The sequence below is a fragment of the Pseudomonas sp. CF161 genome, from assembly GCF_000416215.1.
Classification (GTDB): domain Bacteria; phylum Pseudomonadota; class Gammaproteobacteria; order Pseudomonadales; family Pseudomonadaceae; genus Aquipseudomonas.
In genome coordinates this window covers 104,835-121,619 of the sequence record NZ_ATLP01000030.1, presented here as the reverse complement: position 1 = coordinate 121,619, position 16,785 = coordinate 104,835, and the positions used below count along the sequence as shown (strand labels likewise).

At 58.3% G+C, this 16,785-nt stretch carries 23 protein-coding genes; 10 read left to right on the top strand and 13 right to left on the bottom strand.

Going from position 1 to position 16,785, the window contains the following annotated elements:
• Positions 1–248: 248 nt before the first annotated feature.
• Positions 249–677: a hypothetical protein gene (locus CF161_RS01115; RefSeq protein ID WP_020294694.1), complete on the bottom strand. Its 429-nt coding sequence runs from the start codon at positions 675–677 to the stop codon at positions 249–251.
• A 161-nt stretch (positions 678–838) separates the two neighbouring features.
• On the opposite strand from CF161_RS01115, the gene CF161_RS33060 reads away from it, so the two are divergent.
• The 4 genes from CF161_RS33060 to CF161_RS01100 all read left to right on the top strand — a co-directional run bounded on the left by CF161_RS33060 (position 839) and on the right by CF161_RS01100 (position 2,876).
• A complete protein-coding gene (locus CF161_RS33060) occupies positions 839–1,015 on the top strand; it encodes a hypothetical protein (RefSeq protein WP_020294693.1) in 177 nt (58 codons plus the stop codon).
• 312 nt (positions 1,016–1,327) lie between these two features.
• Positions 1,328–1,714 carry a DUF5329 domain-containing protein gene (locus CF161_RS01110; RefSeq protein ID WP_020294692.1) on the top strand — a complete coding sequence of 129 codons (387 nt, stop codon included), beginning with the start codon at positions 1,328–1,330 and terminating at the stop codon, positions 1,712–1,714.
• A gap of 461 nt (positions 1,715–2,175) precedes the next feature.
• The gene (locus CF161_RS31735) at positions 2,176–2,505 is read left to right on the top strand and encodes a hypothetical protein (protein ID WP_020294691.1); all 330 of its coding nucleotides are present in this window, start codon (positions 2,176–2,178) and stop codon (positions 2,503–2,505) included.
• 176 nt (positions 2,506–2,681) lie between these two features.
• Positions 2,682–2,876, top strand: coding sequence for a hypothetical protein (locus tag CF161_RS01100; protein WP_020294690.1), 195 nt, complete (start codon positions 2,682–2,684; stop codon positions 2,874–2,876).
• A 260-nt stretch (positions 2,877–3,136) separates the two neighbouring features.
• On the opposite strand, the gene CF161_RS01095 is transcribed toward CF161_RS01100, so the two are convergent.
• Both CF161_RS01095 and CF161_RS01090 read right to left on the bottom strand, forming a co-directional pair.
• Positions 3,137–3,673 (bottom strand): GNAT family N-acetyltransferase, encoded by a 537-nt coding sequence (locus CF161_RS01095; protein ID WP_020294689.1) that lies wholly within the window; start codon positions 3,671–3,673, stop codon positions 3,137–3,139.
• Positions 3,674–3,959: 286 nt separating this feature from the next.
• The gene (locus CF161_RS01090; RefSeq protein WP_020294688.1) at positions 3,960–4,526 is read right to left on the bottom strand and encodes a hypothetical protein; all 567 of its coding nucleotides are present in this window, start codon (positions 4,524–4,526) and stop codon (positions 3,960–3,962) included.
• 191 nt (positions 4,527–4,717) lie between these two features.
• On the opposite strand from CF161_RS01090, the gene CF161_RS01085 reads away from it, so the two are divergent.
• A complete protein-coding gene (locus CF161_RS01085; protein WP_020294687.1) occupies positions 4,718–5,239 on the top strand; it encodes a GNAT family N-acetyltransferase in 522 nt (173 codons plus the stop codon).
• A 140-nt stretch (positions 5,240–5,379) separates the two neighbouring features.
• Here CF161_RS01085 and CF161_RS01080 read toward each other — a convergent pair whose 3' ends face one another.
• Entirely contained in the window at positions 5,380–5,853 is a 474-nt protein-coding gene (locus CF161_RS01080; RefSeq protein ID WP_020294686.1) for a hypothetical protein, read from the bottom strand.
• Between the two features lie 289 nt (positions 5,854–6,142).
• Here CF161_RS01080 and CF161_RS01075 point away from each other — a divergent pair, with 289 nt between their 5' ends.
• The gene (locus tag CF161_RS01075) at positions 6,143–6,685 is read left to right on the top strand and encodes a sterol desaturase family protein (protein ID WP_020294685.1); all 543 of its coding nucleotides are present in this window, start codon (positions 6,143–6,145) and stop codon (positions 6,683–6,685) included.
• Between the two features lie 42 nt (positions 6,686–6,727).
• Here CF161_RS01075 and CF161_RS01070 read toward each other — a convergent pair whose 3' ends face one another.
• A complete protein-coding gene (locus CF161_RS01070; RefSeq protein WP_020294684.1) occupies positions 6,728–7,333 on the bottom strand; it encodes a hypothetical protein in 606 nt (201 codons plus the stop codon).
• A 230-nt stretch (positions 7,334–7,563) separates the two neighbouring features.
• Between CF161_RS01070 and CF161_RS01065 the strand changes: the two genes are divergently transcribed.
• The gene (locus CF161_RS01065; RefSeq protein ID WP_043228379.1) at positions 7,564–8,028 is read left to right on the top strand and encodes a VOC family protein; all 465 of its coding nucleotides are present in this window, start codon (positions 7,564–7,566) and stop codon (positions 8,026–8,028) included.
• Between the two features lie 47 nt (positions 8,029–8,075).
• On the opposite strand, the gene CF161_RS01060 is transcribed toward CF161_RS01065, so the two are convergent.
• The 6 genes from CF161_RS01060 to CF161_RS01035 form a co-directional block, all read right to left on the bottom strand.
• Positions 8,076–8,501, bottom strand: a complete 426-nt coding sequence (locus CF161_RS01060) for a hypothetical protein (RefSeq protein ID WP_043228377.1) — start codon at positions 8,499–8,501, stop codon at positions 8,076–8,078.
• Positions 8,502–8,609: 108 nt separating this feature from the next.
• Positions 8,610–9,155 (bottom strand): DUF4303 domain-containing protein, encoded by a 546-nt coding sequence (locus CF161_RS01055; protein WP_020294681.1) that lies wholly within the window; start codon positions 9,153–9,155, stop codon positions 8,610–8,612.
• A gap of 63 nt (positions 9,156–9,218) precedes the next feature.
• Positions 9,219–9,701: a GNAT family N-acetyltransferase gene (locus tag CF161_RS01050; RefSeq protein ID WP_020294680.1), complete on the bottom strand. Its 483-nt coding sequence runs from the start codon at positions 9,699–9,701 to the stop codon at positions 9,219–9,221.
• Positions 9,702–9,939: 238 nt separating this feature from the next.
• Positions 9,940–10,587 carry a pyroglutamyl-peptidase I gene (gene pcp, locus CF161_RS01045; protein WP_043228375.1) on the bottom strand — a complete coding sequence of 216 codons (648 nt, stop codon included), beginning with the start codon at positions 10,585–10,587 and terminating at the stop codon, positions 9,940–9,942.
• Positions 10,588–10,594: 7 nt separating this feature from the next.
• A complete protein-coding gene (locus CF161_RS01040) occupies positions 10,595–11,545 on the bottom strand; it encodes a DUF979 domain-containing protein (protein ID WP_020294678.1) in 951 nt (316 codons plus the stop codon).
• Positions 11,542–12,267 carry a DUF969 domain-containing protein gene (locus CF161_RS01035; protein WP_020294677.1) on the bottom strand — a complete coding sequence of 242 codons (726 nt, stop codon included), beginning with the start codon at positions 12,265–12,267 and terminating at the stop codon, positions 11,542–11,544. The genes CF161_RS01040 and CF161_RS01035 overlap by 4 nt, the downstream gene beginning before the upstream one ends.
• A gap of 1,052 nt (positions 12,268–13,319) precedes the next feature.
• Here CF161_RS01035 and CF161_RS01030 point away from each other — a divergent pair.
• From CF161_RS01030 to CF161_RS01025, 3 genes are all read left to right on the top strand, one after another.
• Entirely contained in the window at positions 13,320–13,691 is a 372-nt protein-coding gene (locus CF161_RS01030; RefSeq protein WP_256206301.1) for an MliC family protein, read from the top strand.
• Positions 13,692–13,965: 274 nt separating this feature from the next.
• Positions 13,966–14,118, top strand: a complete 153-nt coding sequence (locus CF161_RS33055; protein WP_020294675.1) for a hypothetical protein — start codon at positions 13,966–13,968, stop codon at positions 14,116–14,118.
• A 126-nt stretch (positions 14,119–14,244) separates the two neighbouring features.
• The gene (locus CF161_RS01025; RefSeq protein WP_020294674.1) at positions 14,245–14,565 is read left to right on the top strand and encodes a YbjQ family protein; all 321 of its coding nucleotides are present in this window, start codon (positions 14,245–14,247) and stop codon (positions 14,563–14,565) included.
• Positions 14,566–14,576: 11 nt separating this feature from the next.
• Here the strand turns inward: CF161_RS01025 and CF161_RS01020 are convergent, their stop codons facing one another.
• Both CF161_RS01020 and CF161_RS01015 read right to left on the bottom strand, forming a co-directional pair.
• A complete protein-coding gene (locus CF161_RS01020; RefSeq protein ID WP_020294673.1) occupies positions 14,577–14,969 on the bottom strand; it encodes a VOC family protein in 393 nt (130 codons plus the stop codon).
• A gap of 125 nt (positions 14,970–15,094) precedes the next feature.
• A complete protein-coding gene (locus CF161_RS01015) occupies positions 15,095–16,735 on the bottom strand; it encodes an ABC-F family ATP-binding cassette domain-containing protein (protein ID WP_043228370.1) in 1,641 nt (546 codons plus the stop codon).
• Positions 16,736–16,785 lie beyond the last annotated feature (50 nt).

Below are 16,785 nucleotides of genomic sequence, written 5' to 3'. Positions count from 1 at the left end.
CTGGCGGCGTTTTCGTTGCTGAATGCGGGCTATGTGGCGCATGAGGTGGAATGGCTATTTAGGGACAACGATGTCGGTCTACTCAGTTACCATCCCTTGTTTCGCGCAGATGCTGCGAGCGTTGTTCTTCTGTTTTGTCTAAGGGCGAAGCACTGCTCTAGAGCGTGGTTACGACCCGAAAATTTTGCTTGAATCTCGACTCGCACCTAAAAAAGCCCGCGATCGAGGCGGGCTTCAAGTACTGACTTTTAGAGGCAGACGGACTTGTCTATCTGAAAGACCGCAATCGGTGAGTTGCTGGAGTCGTTGAAGGTGTAATAAACCGACAGTCCTGACTTCACGAAAGTCCCTAGCCCTTTTTCAGCGCAGGATACAGACGCCGCAATGGCTTTTCTTTCCTTCGTAAATGCATCGGCATCCACGTCGTTTTTCGAGACAGTGGTGAGCGTGTATGAGATCCGCATGATCCCATCTTTGTAGGTTACTGAATCGAGGCGATTTGATTCATCGAGCATCTTTGGGGCCCCGGCATTCATGATCAGCGCGGTCCCTCTAAGCTGGCGTTCTTGCTCTTGTTTTTTCTCTTCCGGAGCAGACTGTGCATGCCACACCTGGGCCAGGACAAAGAGTAGAGTCGCTGCCGAAAAAAGAATGATTAATCCGCGGTACTGCTTCAACTGAGAGATCCATATCAAAATGCCATCATCTATTTGACCATGGCACCGCCAGCATCTCAAGTTGGAGGAATGCCGGTTAGGTCTACGGCGCCGAAAGTGGCTGTCAGTTGAAATGATGGCTAATTGCAATTACGCTCGCGCTCTTTTAAAGGAGTCATTCGATGTTTCCAAGATATTTCCGTTGGATTTCGGTGCTGGGCATTCTTGCCGCAGTTGTAGTCTTCATAATCGCCAGCCTGCAGATAGTGACCGGCTCGGCGCCAGCAACAGACCTGATACGGCCCAGCATTGCCGCTATCGCATTTGGCTGGGCTTTCACCCAGTCAACCAAGGTCTGATCTAGACCACCGACTGTATTGGCAGAGCCATGTTTGAGCTCGCACAGCGTTCATTGCTTAAGTCCCGCGTCACGTTGTCGCTAATTACAATGACGTTGTGGAACAGCTCAAGCAGGCGACCACCTGTTCGTCGAACCCGGGTGGCGTCAAGTCGATACGCTACGGCTTCTAATAGTTGCAGCACGGCGCTGCCCGAGATGAGCTACAGCGAAAGCGGAAGTCGATTCAGGGGGGAAGAGGAACAGTGACTCTGGGGTTCTTGCGTTGCCCCCGCAGTGCTACAGTCCCGCCAAATCAAGATGAGGGAGCGGTATGCGAATTATGAGGCTCGGACTGGCGCAATGGCTAACGGCAATGGGTCTTGGCGCAGTTCTAACGGTTAGTAATCTACAGGCTCAGACGACGCCGCAGGCCACGCAGGAAATAAACGGCTTGCTGAGTTTTGTTGAGCGCAGCGATTGTTTGTTCGTACGCAATGGGACCGAATATCCAGCACCGCAAGCACGGCAGCATCTCGAGAAAAAGCTGAGTTATCTCGAAAACAAAAATATGGTGAGCAGTGCCGAGGACTTCATCAATCTCGCCGCCAGCAAAAGCAGCATCAGTGGAAAAGCTTATGAGGTGCGATGCCCTTCAGGGACGCAACCTGCAAGTACTTGGCTACAGACCGAACTGCAGCGCTTACGCCAACCTCAGTAGTTGCAGCGCAAATAGCCCAGCCTCCTTGGCAAGGGCGGTAATGCTGAATTTGCGGTCGTTCCACGTAGTGAGTTTCAGAATTTTCTGATTTCCACCGCTGCGACGCCTCGTTATGGTTCCTGCGCTCTCCCGGCCCATAACTTGCCTACTGCCTATGGTTCAACGTTGCAGGGCCGGGCGAGCTTCTCAAATGAGCTGAGCAGCAATACTGACTGCGATGCGCTCCGATGTTGACGATAAGTGCAGCTGGCTGGTTCAGGTAACCTTTTGGTCTTACTTATCATTTCGCTCCATCGCTGGCCGTTACCTGCAATCCGCGCCTCTATAAATTGGATCTGCCTCGCGCTTGCCGTCGAGAACGGCAGGGCACTGCCTTTAAATGCCAACGTGAATTGACGCACAATAATGCCCGTCTCTAAGGCAGACGCTCGATCGCGTCGTCACAACTAAGGATGGTGACCATGAATTACAAACATCTGCTGCCTGTAATCCTGTTGACCGGCTGTGTTTCGCAACCCAATCACCATGGGGTCAATTGGGGGGAGGGCGCTTGCCCTAAACCGGCCCCGGAAAGCATCTCAGCCACCCATCATTTGGTGATTGAGGACGGTAAAACGTTGAAGTGCCAAATCCGCCCTTATGTCTGGAACATGGCGTGCCAAGGGATTGTCGACAGCGAGAGTGACGGCGTTGTTTGCCAGGATGGCGCAGGGAACCAAATGATTTTCCTGTTTGATAACAATGGAATGCTGACTAATCATCGCAGCCTGAAGGCCGGTCGGGGGACCTAGATAGCGGGTGCTGGCGCTCGGGCCTTGGTAAGACTGCCGCCAGCGTTTTAATCGCAAAACCTCTATGTCCAAGCAAACTCAACCCTGTGTGACGGGCATAGAGGATCTCCGCCGGCTGGCGTGAGTTGTTGCGGTGGATGATATGCTTCGCGGCTTATCAAACAAGGAGCGTAATGATGGCCAGTGAAAAACCTGCAGCCTTTCAGGAGTGGTTCACCGCCAAACGTCGGCGTCGAGTTGGCGGCGTTTTACTTGTCGCGTGGATCGTCGGGCTGGTTGTGCATCCAAGTACTAACTGGATCTACTTAATGATTCCCGGGATCCTATTTTTCTTCAGTGCCTGGCCGGCTGAAGTTCACGATAAGCGTTGAGGCGTTCGAGGGCTGCGAGCAGCGGGCGATCTGTGGCGGCACTCAGAACCTCGACTGCCATTTTTTGATAGGCGTGTTTTCGCAATCGAACTGAAGTCATCGAACAAAAATATCCGAATCGTAGGCTGTGCCGGGATCGTCGCAGGCGCGGCCATGATTGCCTGATTGCGGGTCCTGGCTTCATCGGGTACCCCTGGCTTTGCGTCATCAGCGTACGCGCAATCAAACTCGAGACGCCTCGTTCCAGAGCGTTTGAATGTTCAATCGGTATTCAAAATGGCATACATTTCAAAGTTGCCAGGGCGTCCGCGCACCATACGAAACGCTCTCAGTTTTCCTTCGTATTGGAATCCACACTTCACAAGAACCTGGGCTGAACCACGGTTGGTTTCAAGAACGGTGCCTTGCACCCGTACAAAGCCGTACTCCGTGAATGCCCATTGCGTAACAGACGAGCAGACGGCGCTCGCAATGCCTTTCCCCCAGTACGCAGGCGCTAGATCATAAGCAATTTCCGCGCTTCGGTTTGCTTCAGAAATGCTGTGGAACCCTATGGTCCCGATCAAATCACCACTGGCTTGATTGATGATTGCCAGTCGTCTTATTGAAGTGGGGTGTGTCGACTCTATCTCGTCAAACAGAGGAAGAAGATCTTCCTCGGAGCGCAAATTCCAACTGGTATGTTGAGTCACCTCCCTGTTTGAAAGGTAGGCGTACCAGGCTGTTATATCCGTTTGCTCCAGTTGCCGGAGAGAGATATTCAGAAAGTCCACTGTGGGCGCTGTTGGAATCCTCATGCTGGGTAACCGATCCTTAGTTTGAGTGGAAACGTATTCTATGTGGTTCTTGGTCACGACCTGAGTTCGGGAGCTGCAACTGGCCGCGATTGAAATCCGGATGCCACGTGCTGAGTTCGGTATCTGAAACTCATTTCAGTTGCAGCTGGCTCTCAGGCACGCTGGCGTCGAACTGCACCCGCGCGTTCACCGCCGAACAGCAGGCCTGGGGTATTTTTCTTCATCGCAGCACTCCAATGGCCAAGGGTTTTCCGGGCGGTCTATCCGTAAGGGTTACAACCATCAGCTATTCCTGGCGCTGCTCCTGCTGGCACTGCTCGGAACCAGGGCCTGAAATGGACAGGCCGATGCTGATAGGGTCGACATCGCGCCTGCCCACCGTCAGTACGGCCTCAGACGCACCTTCCAGGCTCGCTCCCCGGGATGCCAGCCACTGGGATACTAAAACCTGCTGGCGCTCGTCATCGACGGTTTGGTCGATGGCAACCGAAGGCGGGCCATATCGCTGGGCGAGTAACCGGGTGAGTTCTTCGAATCGGGTGCGGATAGCCGAGTCCTGCGTATCTCCAGGGATCTCGACCGCCGTGTAGATTTCGCAGAGGCCGGCCTCTTTAGCAAATTTGAGGGACAACGCTTCAAATCCGGCAATAGGCCTTGGTGGTCGTTCGACCAGCAGAATGTTGCGGCGAGTATTGCTACCCAACACCTGGGTGACGGCCCGGGCCTGCTCGATGGTCATTCCCATCTGCAGGCCGAAAGGCCCGTTGTAGGTTGCCGCCGGCTCCTGTTTGCAGCCGGTCATGGCCAGGGTGAGCAGCGGCAGCAGAATCAGGGGCAACGTGTATTTGTTCATGGGAATTCCTCTTTCCAATGGCAGGTTAGCCGTTGCTTGGCCGGGCCAACCCGGCATTTTGCTTTGGACGTTGTACACGGCTACGTCAACCCTTGCTCGACACACTCCTTTGTTCCCTCGCTCAGGCAAGGCTTGAATGAGGGACTGGTTGCGAGTATTGCTTGGCGTCAAGCAAAGGCAGGGAGCAGGCAGTGATCACTATTCGAGAAGCGACTACCGACGATATTCAAGCACTGAGTGATATTGGCAGAGAGACCTACCGCGAGCATTTTTCGGACATCTGGACTACCGCGGGGATGCATGACTTCCTGAATCAGGACTTCTCAATCGACGAACTTCAGCAGTCACTGCAGTTGCCCGCCGAGCATTGCTGGCTCTTGGCATCCGACGCAGAGGGCCGTGTTCTAGGCTTTGCAAAGGTCAACTGGTCTAAAACGATGCCAGTGTCTGCAGAGGTGGGCGCGGAACTGCAGAAAATCTACTTCCTGAAGTCTCAGGCGGGCAATGGCTATGGGAAGCAACTTCTGCAGGTCATTTGCCAGATGGCAAAAGAGCGTGACGAAGGCTGTATAGCGTTGGACGTGCTGAGGACCAATGCCAATGCGCAGCGCTTTTATGAACGCTTCGGATTCGAGGCGGTGGGCGAAATACCCTTCAGTACCGACAAGGCTGAAATCGGAATGGTGGTGATGCGCCGCGACCTTTCCCGGTAGCGTCGAGCATTTCCTGGCCTTGGTTGGGCAGTCGTCATGAAAGCCGCCACGCGGGTACGCCGCTGGCGGCTTTTTATTGGATTCAACGTGAGGAATAGGGCAGGAGGATGAAACGCCAGTCATGGGCCTACGGGCAGGGCTCAACCATGGGCAATGAGCTGCTGCTGATAGCCGCCATTATCGACCGGTGCAGGGTATCGGCTTTCATCGATCAGTGAGCGCAACTGCTGTGAGTGACTGGATTGCCTGAAGGCGACCTGACATTCGGCCGCGTCGAAAAAGCGTCGCAGGTAAGGCAGGGCCAAATGGAGCACGGTTGGCTCGATTTTCAATGAGGCGGTCACGATGTCCAGTTGATCGGTCAGATCACGATATAGATCAATGACCAGGAAACTTTGCTTATCAGCGCAAGGGTAAATATGCACGTCACCCGCGCCAGCAGGCGTGTCGTCGAAGTAGGTATCGTAAAGCTCGGTAATGTTCAGTGAGATTCCCGCGGCATTCAAAGCGGCCGACAGATCGGCGTTGGGGATGTGCTTGTCTTCGATCCATGTGACCAGGTCGGGCATTGAGACGCAGATGTCGAACTCATTGGCACAGATGATGGGTGTCATTGAAGGCAGATCCTCGCGGTGAAAGCCGGTAATCGTAACACCTTGAGAGAAGCGCTCTTTTGCCAATCACGTCGACGGGGTTATTGGGTCGGGCTTGTGCTGCGTGCTCAAGGTAACGTCAGTCTCAATCGGTAATCCATTGCCATCTGACGGTCCGAGGGGGCGGGGGGGTCGCTCAATGCGGCCGCGACTCCATAGGTTTGCCCACAGCTCATCTGTTAGTGTGTGCACGCTTTTCTCGATCTGCTCATAGCCTGATGTCCGTCGGCTCTCACAAGGAATTTCGCGCATGGCTGCGTCCAATAAATGGCTGATGTCGTCGCTGGCTTATTACCTCGATTTTTTCACCGCGCCTTTGTTTGTCTTGCTGGCGCTGTACCTCGGGCCCTTTCATGTTGGCCAGGCGCTAGTCGGCCTGCTGGCCTGGTCGCTGGTCGAGTATTGGGTGCACCGCTCCCTGTTTCACTCGCTGTACCGCCGCGAGCACTGGACGCACCATGTCGACGTCCTGGCTTACATCGGGGTGTCCAGCTGGAAAACCAGTTCGGTGTACGCGCTGCTTTTGCTGCTTGCGTGGTGGACGGACTTGACGTCAGTGTTTGCCGGGGTGGTGGTGGGTTACTTCTGCTACATCTCGTTGCATTACGTGATGCACCGTCCGGAGCATTGGGCCTACCGCTTTATTTCAGGGTTGGTGGCCAATCATGACCTGCATCACCGCAAGGGCATCGAGAAAAACTTCGGGGTGTCCTCGCCGCTCTGGGACCACGTGTTCCGCACCTATATACAGCTCGATGCGCTGCCATCCAATGGGGAGCGCACGCAGTCTTGAGCGTGATCCCCGTTGTGGCAGCCAGCCGGGAATGATGGGCCGTCAGCAGTTGAACACCGGCGCGTAGCGTTCTTCGCGTTTCTTGAAGTGGATGGGCGCCATGGGGATTTTCTCGCCGTTGATGAAAAGGTCGGGGAAGGTCAGGGTGAAGTCGTCCATGTCGCCTTTGCCCAGGGGTGTTCCCTTCCACCCACTGTGGAATTGTTTTCGCGGATCAAAGCCGGTTTTCAGCTGTTCGATACTGACTTGATAGCGTTGCCCGGTCGCCAGCGTCACCGTGACTTGCGGCGATGCAGCGCTGAGCCACAGTGCGGGTGGGGTCTGTCTGTAGGCCGCTCTGCGTTGCTCCGGGGTGTTGAGGTTGCGCAAGTAGGGAGGCGTGTACAGGCGCCCAAACAGGCGCAGCTCAGTGTCGGTCGAACGTTGCTTGCCAGGCCAGCTTGAGGTTCCTGGCGGCGCCACATAGACCAATAGGTGCACCCAATTGAGCTCCTCCGATAGTGGGGCAAAGCTCATCGCTGCCTTGGGTCCCGGGCAGGTGCGTGACAGCAGCGCGTTTTGGCCCAGGGTCGATTCCGGATGTAAGTAAGGCCCCGTGCTGCATCCGGCAAGCAGTGCAAGCAGCGGATACAGGATGTACTTCTTCATAAGGGCAACTCCATTTGCTGTAGGCGACGTTACTTTGGAACGCGCGGGATTATTGCACGTGTCGGCGACAGCGTTATTCCTATGCCTAAGGTTTCAGGTGGGCGGGCCCCAGGCATTTCGAGGGTTGAGGAACGCCTGCCGGGCCGCAATCAGTGATAGGTTTGAGCACGTTGGTCAGTGGCTCCGGGCCGAAAACCGATGAATCCCATCTCAGGAAAAGGGTGAGGCCGTTGAAATTAAAGTTCAGCCACGTGGATGTTCTGGTCAAGGATCTTGAGGAAGCCTGCCGGTATTACGCTCGAGTCTTTAGCGCAAGGATTTCAAAGACCCTCGACTGGCAGCGTGGCGACCTGCACGTGCGTTTTGCGATTGTGATGTTTGGAACGGAGCGCCTTATGCTCGTGCAGCCGTTTACCGGCAATCTCAAGGTGCTGATGGACGCTAACGGCGAAGGCATGATCTACCGCCATTGTTATTCCACGCCCGACATCGAGGCAGCCTACGACGAGTTGGTCGAGGAAGGAGTCCAGCCGGAAGATGAAAACGGCCATCCGCTGTCTCGCGATAATCTGCAGTCACCCAGTGGTACACGCATCATCTGGTTGCCGAAACGCTTTGGGCATTTTTCCATTGAGTTGCTTGAGGAGAAGGAACTGGAGGCATTTATCAAGGACGCGTTTGCCGAGGAGGCATGAGGCGTAACCGCCTACTCATGCCCGTCCAGGGTGCCCCAGGTGCCGTGTTACCCCATCGTGATCAGCATTATGGCCAGGTTCACCACGATGCCCAGGATCACCCAGCCCGCGGCGATCAGTACCTCGTAAGGCTGGCGTGACGGTGTGACGCTGGCGAGCAGTGCTCCCACCAGCACGCCAGGGAAGCTGAACAGGTAGAACAGCCATGCCATGGACTCGGTGGCCCAGCTGTCGAAAAGGTACAAGTACAGCGCCATCGTCAGCGCGACGCCACCGAGCACAGCCCGAGACGCCTTGAACAGCATGGCCATCGCCAGCACTGCCGCCTGGGGTAACCAATAGCCTGCGAAATTACTCCAGAAGTACGGACCTTGTGCGCTGATCCAGAGTGCAACGGCCAGGCCCAGCGCAACGCCGATTACAGCGATCGAGAGGCGAGGGGATACTGGGTTGGTGTTTTCTGCTGATTTCATTCCTTTGACCCAAGTGACTACCCAGTGACTCTGTAAGCCCTTGCCTGTGCCAAACAAGGGCGACTGCCTGAGGCCACAGCGTATCGAGCTGCCAGCCTCGAGGGTTTATTACCCGGCCCAGGTGGCTTGCCAGGCCTTGTATTCCTCGACAGTGGCGGGCGAGTTCAGGCGGCTGAGATTGGCCAGTTCGACGGCGGGATCCGGGTCGTCATCCGACACCGCGAATACCAGCAGGAAGTCCTCGCCGAAGCCGGAGAAAACCCCTTGGTTGCGCAAGTTCTCCAGGGCCTGGACGCAGGTCTGGTACAGCTGGTCGCGGAAAGCATCGAAGCCGGGGTCGTCCTCGATATCCAGGGTGTGTTCCCGCAGTCGGGTGCAGATCTGGCCGATTTCCTGATCGGCGCCCTGGCCTTCGAAACACCACTCTGCCGGGGAGAATTTGTAGTAGGCCTGGTCATCGGGGTTTTCGGCCTGATGCCGCTGCTGGTGGCTCCGGGTATTGCTGGCGATGCAGGCGGTCATGGCCCCGCAATCGCTGTAGAGGGCGAAGCTGCACAGTGTTTCTTCGGGATGGGCGTTGGCGATCTGGAGCAGCGCCAGCCTCGAGGCGGACTCGAGGTCGGCCTGCAATTGGGTAAAATCAAACTCACTCATGGGCGCGGGATCTCCTTATGGGCGGCCAATAAAAAACGCCGCCCATGGTAATTCAACGGCCGGTCATTGCTCGAACGAATGGTGCAATGTTTTGCTCATGGGGACGCAGTCCAAGGAGATACCGAGTGGCGACTCATAGGTCGCGATCTGCTCTCCCGCGTAGCCACAGTGTCGGTAAAACGGCGCGGCGTTGAGCGTCGACTCCAGGCTGACCTGGCGCAGGTGCTGCTCCCGGGCAAGTTGCTCCAGGTGCGCCAGCATCTGCCGGCCTACGCCCAGGCCCATGAACGTTGGCCTGATAAAAATGGCATCCACCTTGCCGGTCTGCAGATCGATCATCCCGGTACCGACGATCTGCTGCTCAATGCTTGCCAACTGGTAGTGGCGCTCGACCATGGCGGCATAGGCGGGGGTAGGGCTGTCGCTGGTCCAGACACGGATCTGCTCGGGGCTATACACCCTTGAGCAGCCGGCTCTTATGGCCTCAACCCGGATGTCCCAGCAGGCCTGGGCATCCGCTTCCCTGGCGGGTCTGAATGTGAGCATGGCGTTTCTCCTTGAAGCCAGCAGGACCCGGAAACCAAAAGGCCCCGTCCATCGCTGGCGGGGCCTTTTTGGTCATACGTCAACAGCGCTGCGTATGCCCTCACGACCCGCCGAAGGCGGTCATGTACGGGCGCATCATGGCGGTGTGGCGAATGTTGTTCATCGGCGGATCCTGGGGGTGTGTTGCCGATAAGTCAATGTCGGTGCTAGGCGGCGACCCTCATCGCACTGTGCGGGATCAGCTGACTTGGCCGCCGCTTTCTGCGATATCGGCCTGGGTGTTCCAGGCACTCAAAGTGGCGATTCGCAGGCCTTCGACCAGTGTTTCCAGAGCCAGTGAAGGTTGCCCGGGTGCACTGCGCGCAACCTGTTCGGGCAGGTAGGGCACGTGGATAAACCCGCTGCGGACCCCTGAACCGGCCAGGGCGTGCTGCAGGCTGTAGAACACCTTGTTGCAGACAAAGGTGCCGGCGGTCTGCGACACCGCCGCAGGAATCCCGGCTTCGCGCAGGGCCTTGACCATGGCCTTGATCGGCAGCGTGCTGAAGTACGCCGCCGGGCCACCAGCCTCGACCGCGGTGTCTATCGGCTGATAGGCCAGGTTATCCGGGATACGCGCATCGTTGAGGTTGATCGCCACGCGCTCGATGGACAGCTCGCTGCGACCCGAGGCCAGGCCGGTGGCGATGACCATCTTCGGGCTGTGCTCGGCGAGCAGTTCATTCAAGCGTGTACCCGAGGTGACAAATGCACAGGGCAACTGGCGGGCGATGATTCGTACGCCATCGCACAGGTCGGTGCCGTCCAGGCGGCGCACGGCCTCCCAGGATGGGTTGATGGTGTCTTGGTCGAAGGGTTCGAAACCCGTCAGCAGCACAGTACGCATCATTGCCTCACATCAGCAGGTAAAGAAGAACGATATTGACCAGCAGCATCATCAGCGCGGTCGGCAGTTGGGCCTTGATAACGGCGTTCTTGTCGGGCAGTTCGAGCAGGGCCGCCGGCACGATATTGAAGTTGGCCGCCATCGGCGTCATCAGCGTGCCGCAGTAGCCGGAGAACATGCCGATCGCCGCCATCACCGCGGGGTTGGCACCGTACACGCCCACCAGTACCGGCACTCCGACACCGCCGGTCATGACCGGGAACGCCGCAAAACCGTTGCCCATGATCACCGTGAACAGCGCCATACCCAGCACGTAGACCATCACCGCGACCAAACGGAAGTCCAGGTTGATATAGGTGGTGGCCACGTGCGCCACGGCATTGCCGACGCCGGCGTCATTGAACAGCAACCCGAGCATCGCCAGCATCTGCGGCAAGACCATGGTCCAGCCCAGCGCTTCGGTCAGGCGCCGCGATTCGCGCAAGGCTTGCAACGGCGTGTCCCGGGTCAGCCAGCAGGCCAGCGCCAGGGCGATCAGGCAGCCCACGCCCAGGGAGACAAAGGTTGTGTTTTTCGGGTCAAGCAGCGGTACGCCGCCAATCTCGTAGTGTTTGAGCAGTACCGAGCCGATTACCGTGGTCAGCGGAATCGCCAGCGCAGGGATGAACAGCTTGTGCCCCAGGCGTCCGGCGCTGGCTCGTGCCGCCTTGACATGCAACTCGGCGTGAGCGCCGCGGCCCACGCCACCCAGGCCGGCGATCAGCGCCATCAGCACCACCCCGGCGCCTATCACGACCGTGGGCAGGCGCTCGCCAATCAGGAAGACCATGGCGAACAACAGCCAGAACAGGCCGCTGGACCAACGCTTGGGATGGCTGCGGTCAACCAGGATCATGCCCGCGGTAATCAGCAGCAGCACCCCGGCCAGCCAGTACAGGTACTCAATGGAAATGATCATGCTGCGGTCTCCACTGGGGAGGCATGGCGGTCAGTGGACGACAGTTTGCGGCTCAGCATGCGGTCGAATCGGTGCAGGCGTATCGCGTGAATGATGAAGGCGCAAATCGCCGTGGGAATGCCCCAGAAGGCGATATGCAGTGGCTCGACATCAATCCCCGAACCCAGCAGGAAGGTGTGCATCAACGCAATCGCGCCGAAGGCAACAAAGATGTCCTCGCCAAAAAACAGCCCCACGTTATCGGTGGCGGCGCACATGGCCAGGACCTTGTGACGCAGCACTTGCGGCAGCGGGCCATAGCGTTTTTCCGCAGCGCCTTCCGCCATGGGGGCCAGTAACGGGCGGACCATTTGCGGGTGACCGCCAAGGCTGGTCAGACCCATGGCGGCCGTGCTTTCGCGAACAAACAGGTAAATGATCAGCAGGCGCCCGACGGTGGCCCGTTCGAAGCGGGCGATCCAGTTCTGCGCGTGCAGGCGCAAGCCATGGCGTTCAAGCAGGCCGATGACGGCCAGGGGCAATAACAGGATCAGTTGCAGGGCGCGGGTTTCCATGAAGCCGTCGCCCATGGCGGCGAGGATTTTCTCCAGGGAAAAGTCAGCGGCAACACCCGTGGCAATCGCGGCGGCGGTCACCACCAGCAGCGGATTGAAGCGCAGGACGAAGCCGACCACGATGACGAGCACGCCTATCAGCGGCCATAAATTCACAACAGTTTGCATGGAGTGGAGGTCCTTAGCAGCGTGCCGCGGCGCCAGAACAGCCGGAAGTGAAGAAGACCTCAGCAGTCTGGTTCGCTTCCTGAGCTTGGCGTGCAGCCCGACTCGGTTTTTTATTATTTGACCTGGAAGGTCGAGCGTCAGTGGCCCGCATCATTGCGGCTCGGGGGGGAGGCGTCCAACAAATAAACTTGTTGCTGCACAACAAGAAAGTTTATGAGCGTGTGACGCCCGCAGAGGCGAGCGATGGCGGGTACCGGCACGCAAGAAGCGGGCTAAACAAGCGGAGTTTGGAGCCCACGGGCAGCGCTGCAACAACGCTAACAGCGGCACTGTCAGCGTTGAGCGCGCACCGAGTACTCGGCGTCGGAGGCTGTCACTCGACATGGCATACCAGATTCAATTTTTTTCCCGCAAAGCGCCTGACGCGTCTTTTTTGTGTCACTTCCCGGGCGCGGGTATTGGATGCATGAAGGAAAGATTCGGCAAATAGCGGACGGTTGGCGTGTGCACTTTTTTGGGGCGTTTTTTTACGGCAGGGCCCTCCCTTTGCTGCCTTGGAGAGAGGGCTGTTATTGGCAGGTGTTTTATTGAACTTCAGCCACCGTTTCAGCCCCTTAAACGTGCGCCAAAACAGGGCGATTATTAATCCCTGCAAACCGTACACCTTTAAAAACATGTGGTTATTTAAGGACTTAGGTGATTTTAATTCCGACGAAAGGCGTCAAATATCTTGTTACATCTGTCGCTGATAAGATAAGATTGCGTCGCGTTCACCTACCACGGTTTATGCATTTTTAATCCCAAGTTTCCATCAGCTACTTGGGATTTTTTTTGCCTGAAATTTAGTCGCAGTCACTGTTTCACCTTCATAGTTGTGCAGGTTATGGGTTGTCTCGATGAACAGGTTTTATCGACCAGCACTGCAAACTTTTCCCCTCCGGCGCATACCTTTCGGCATGAACTTAACCCTGCCTCGAACGTCCGATAGGGACGATCAATTTTCCAGGGTTCAGCCCATGCTTTCTCCATGTTTCAGGTCCGCTGCTTTGCTGGTGTTTCTGGCCTCGCCCTTGCTCAGCCACGCAGCAACGGATGACCTCGATCAGGCCGACGACTCTCAAGAGCAGGCCGCTCAAAGTACGGTTGCTCGCTACCAGTGCGAAGGCGGAATGCGCATTGAGGCGGCTTATCTGAATCTGCCCAATGGCGACTCATTCGCCACGCTTGAATACAAAGGGCATCTGATTCCCATGCACATCAGCCAGTCCGGCTCCGGCGCGTTGTATGTGGCCGACGACGAACAGAACAGTTATCGCTGGCACACCAAGGGTGACCGCGGCATGTTGTCGTTTATGGCTGCCGACCACACTGCCGAAGAAGAATCCATCCTGAAGGACTGCAAGGAGCTGCCTGGTCTGGAATGAGGCAGGTCGAGGCTTACGTCAGTCCAGCCCCGGGTCTTTTGAGCAGGCAAAAAAAAGCCCGCGGGAGAGCGGGCGAACGTCGTTTCTTGAATGAGCAGGCGGACTATAACCAGCGATGGTGCCGGGCACAGTGAAAGAAAATTCATCTTTGCCTGATCCACGGCAAGGTTGTGAGTCATTTCCTGTTCAAGGTGGCCTGCGGGGCCGGAGCATCCGCCGACAGATGTTCTACCCTGAACCGGGCTGGATCTGACCCTTTGCAGGAGAGCTGGGCATGACTGACGAGCATAAGAAACACCCTCAACAGCCGCAGGACCAGGATCAGGACCTCGTCGAGCACGATGAGCCGCCGCCACAGACCTGGAAGCACCCGGATGACGGCAAAAGCCTTTCGGAGCGCGATGAAGAGTGGCCCCTGAAGCCTTGAGACGTGCCCCGCCTACGAGCGGGGCTTTTTTATTGCCCACCCGCAGCGACGCCTCCGGGTGTCGATGGTTTTTTACGTGCGCTGGCGTATTTACGCCGGCGCGCAGGCTGGGCCACGGAGAACCGCATGATTTTGACCACCACCCACAGCATTGAAGGCCGGACGATTGCCGCCTACCTGGATATCGTCAGCGCCGAGTCGGTCCAGGGGATTAACGTCGTGCGCGATTTCTCTGCCGGCCTGCGCGACTTCTTCGGCGGCCGTTCACAGACCCTGGAGCGCGCCCTGAAAGAGGCGCGGGCCCAGGCCACCGAGGAAATCCGCCAGCGCGCCGAGGTGCTTCAGGCGGACGCGGTGGTTGGCCTGGATTACGAAATCAGCATGTCGTCAGGTCGCGGTCGGATGGTGGTGGTGTTTGTCACCGGCACCGCGGTCAAGCTCAGATAGACACCGCGGGCTCAGGGGTGAATCGGGGTACACAATTCCACCAGAGTCCCGTCCGGGCAGCGCAGATAAGACACCGTCTGCCCCCAGGGCTTGGCGCTGGGCGCCGAGAGTTCGCTGGCGCCCTGGGCCAGGGCCTTGGCATGAGCCGCAGGGACATCGTCGGTAACCAGCCCCAGTTCGATCCCCAGGGGCTGCGGCGAGGAGTGGGCGGCGACATGACCGCTGGCGAAATTCATGGCCGCCAGTTCATGGGCGGCGAAGGCCAGGGTGGTAGCGCCGCTCTCCAGTTCGCCATAGGTGCCGGACTCATGCAGGAACCGGCGGCTGAAACCGAAAGCCTGTTCGAAGAATGTCAACGAGGCAGCAACGTCGGGGACGTAGACGATGGTGTAACCGAATTTCATGGTTTAACGATCCTTGTTGGTGAGGGGCGGCGGAACATTATCATGTGGCCCGCCGCCGCGTGGTGTGTTGCTGCAAGACCGTATGACTGAAACAGGGGCTGCAACCGTAAGGCCGGGCAACGCATTCATGGCGTGACCTGGGTAAAGGCCCAGCCCTGGGTGGTCCATTGCAGTTGATGGCTGGGCGCCAGGGCCGCCAGAAAATCCTCATCGTGGGACGCCACCACCATCGCCCCGGGAAAGCCCCGCAGCGCCGCTTCGAAGGCCTGTATCGATTCCAGATCCAGGTGGTTGGTGGGCTCATCCAGCAGCAGGAGCCTGGCGGGAGTTGCGCTCCACAAGGCGACCGCCAGCGCCGCTTTCAAGCGTTCGCCACCGCTCAATTGGCCGCAAGGCTGGGTCACCCGCCGGGCATCGAGTTGCAACTGCGCCAGGCGACTGCGCAGTTCGCCTTCGTTTAACGGCGTATCGAGCAAGCCCAGGTGCTGGACAATCGAGCGCTCGGGGTCGAGCAGGGCCAGTTGCTGGTCGAGATAGGCCCCCGGGACCCCGACCCGGCACTCACCACTCAAAGGCTGAAGGTTGCCGGCGAGCATATTCAGCAGGGTCGATTTGCCGCAGCCGTTGGGCCCGCGAAGGGCAATCCGCAACGGCCCGCTGGCGCTGCAGGTGACGTAGCTTGAAGGTGCATTGGCGGGTAGCCACGGCAGTTGTGCGGCAGTCAGGCAGAACAGCTGCTGGCCGCCGGGCACTGCGCTTCCGGGCAGTGTGACCACGGTCGGGGTGTCTGGCAGCACCCGGGCGTAGGCCTGGCTGACCTGCTGGTCGAGCTCGGTTTTTTGCGCCTGATGGGCATGGCGCACGTGGCCCATGATGTCCTGCGCCGCACCTTTCATCTTCGCCCGCTCGAAGCGGGAAACATTAGCGGTGTCGGCATTTTTGCGGGCGCCGGCGGCGTGGCGCTGGATGCTGTCGTGTTCGTGCTGCAGGCGTTTGCGCTGCCGGCTGCGCTCGGTTCGTGCCTGCTCGAGGGCGGCCTGGGCTGCGTCACTTTCGGTCAGCCGCTGCTGCTGGAACACGGCATAGTTGCCGCCATAGACCCGGGCGCCCTGGGGCGTCAGCTCGACGATGCGCTGCATGTGGGCCAGCAGGTGGCGGTCATGGCTGATCACGATCAGGCCGCCACGCCACTGTTGCAGTTGTGCCAGCAGCCAGCGCCGGCCCTGGGCATCGAGGTGGTTGGTCGGCTCGTCCAGCACCAGCAGATCGGCCCCGCTCAGCAGGGCGCCGATCATGGCGACCCGGGCCAACTGGCCACCGCTGAGGTGGGCCGCCGCCGTGTCTGGCCCGATATCAACGAGGTCGGCAGCGTCCAGCTGGCGTCGCAGGCGTTCGGCCAAGTCCCAGCGTTCATCCAGTTGCTCCAGGTCCTCAAGGGAGGCGGTGCCAGCGCCCAATCGCTCAAGGGTGTCCAGGGCCTCGGCCAGTCCTGCGACCTGGGCGACGCTGCGGCCGGGTGCGATGTCCGGCTGCTGGGCGAGGTATTTGACCCGGGCGTTGCGATGGATGCTGCCGCTGGCAGGGGCAAGTTCGCCGGCAATCAAGCGTGCGAGCACGGATTTACCCACGCCATTGCGCCCGACCAGGCCGGTAGGCAGGGGGTTGAAACTGAGGTCGAGGGCTTCGAACAGGGTTTGGCCATTGGCCAATTGAAAACTCAGCTGGTGCAAAGAGACCAGCGCAGGCAGCCGTGTGACGTGAGTCATCAGCACCTCCAGAAAATGTCGAAAAAAGCCAACAAGCGCCGGGGCGGCTT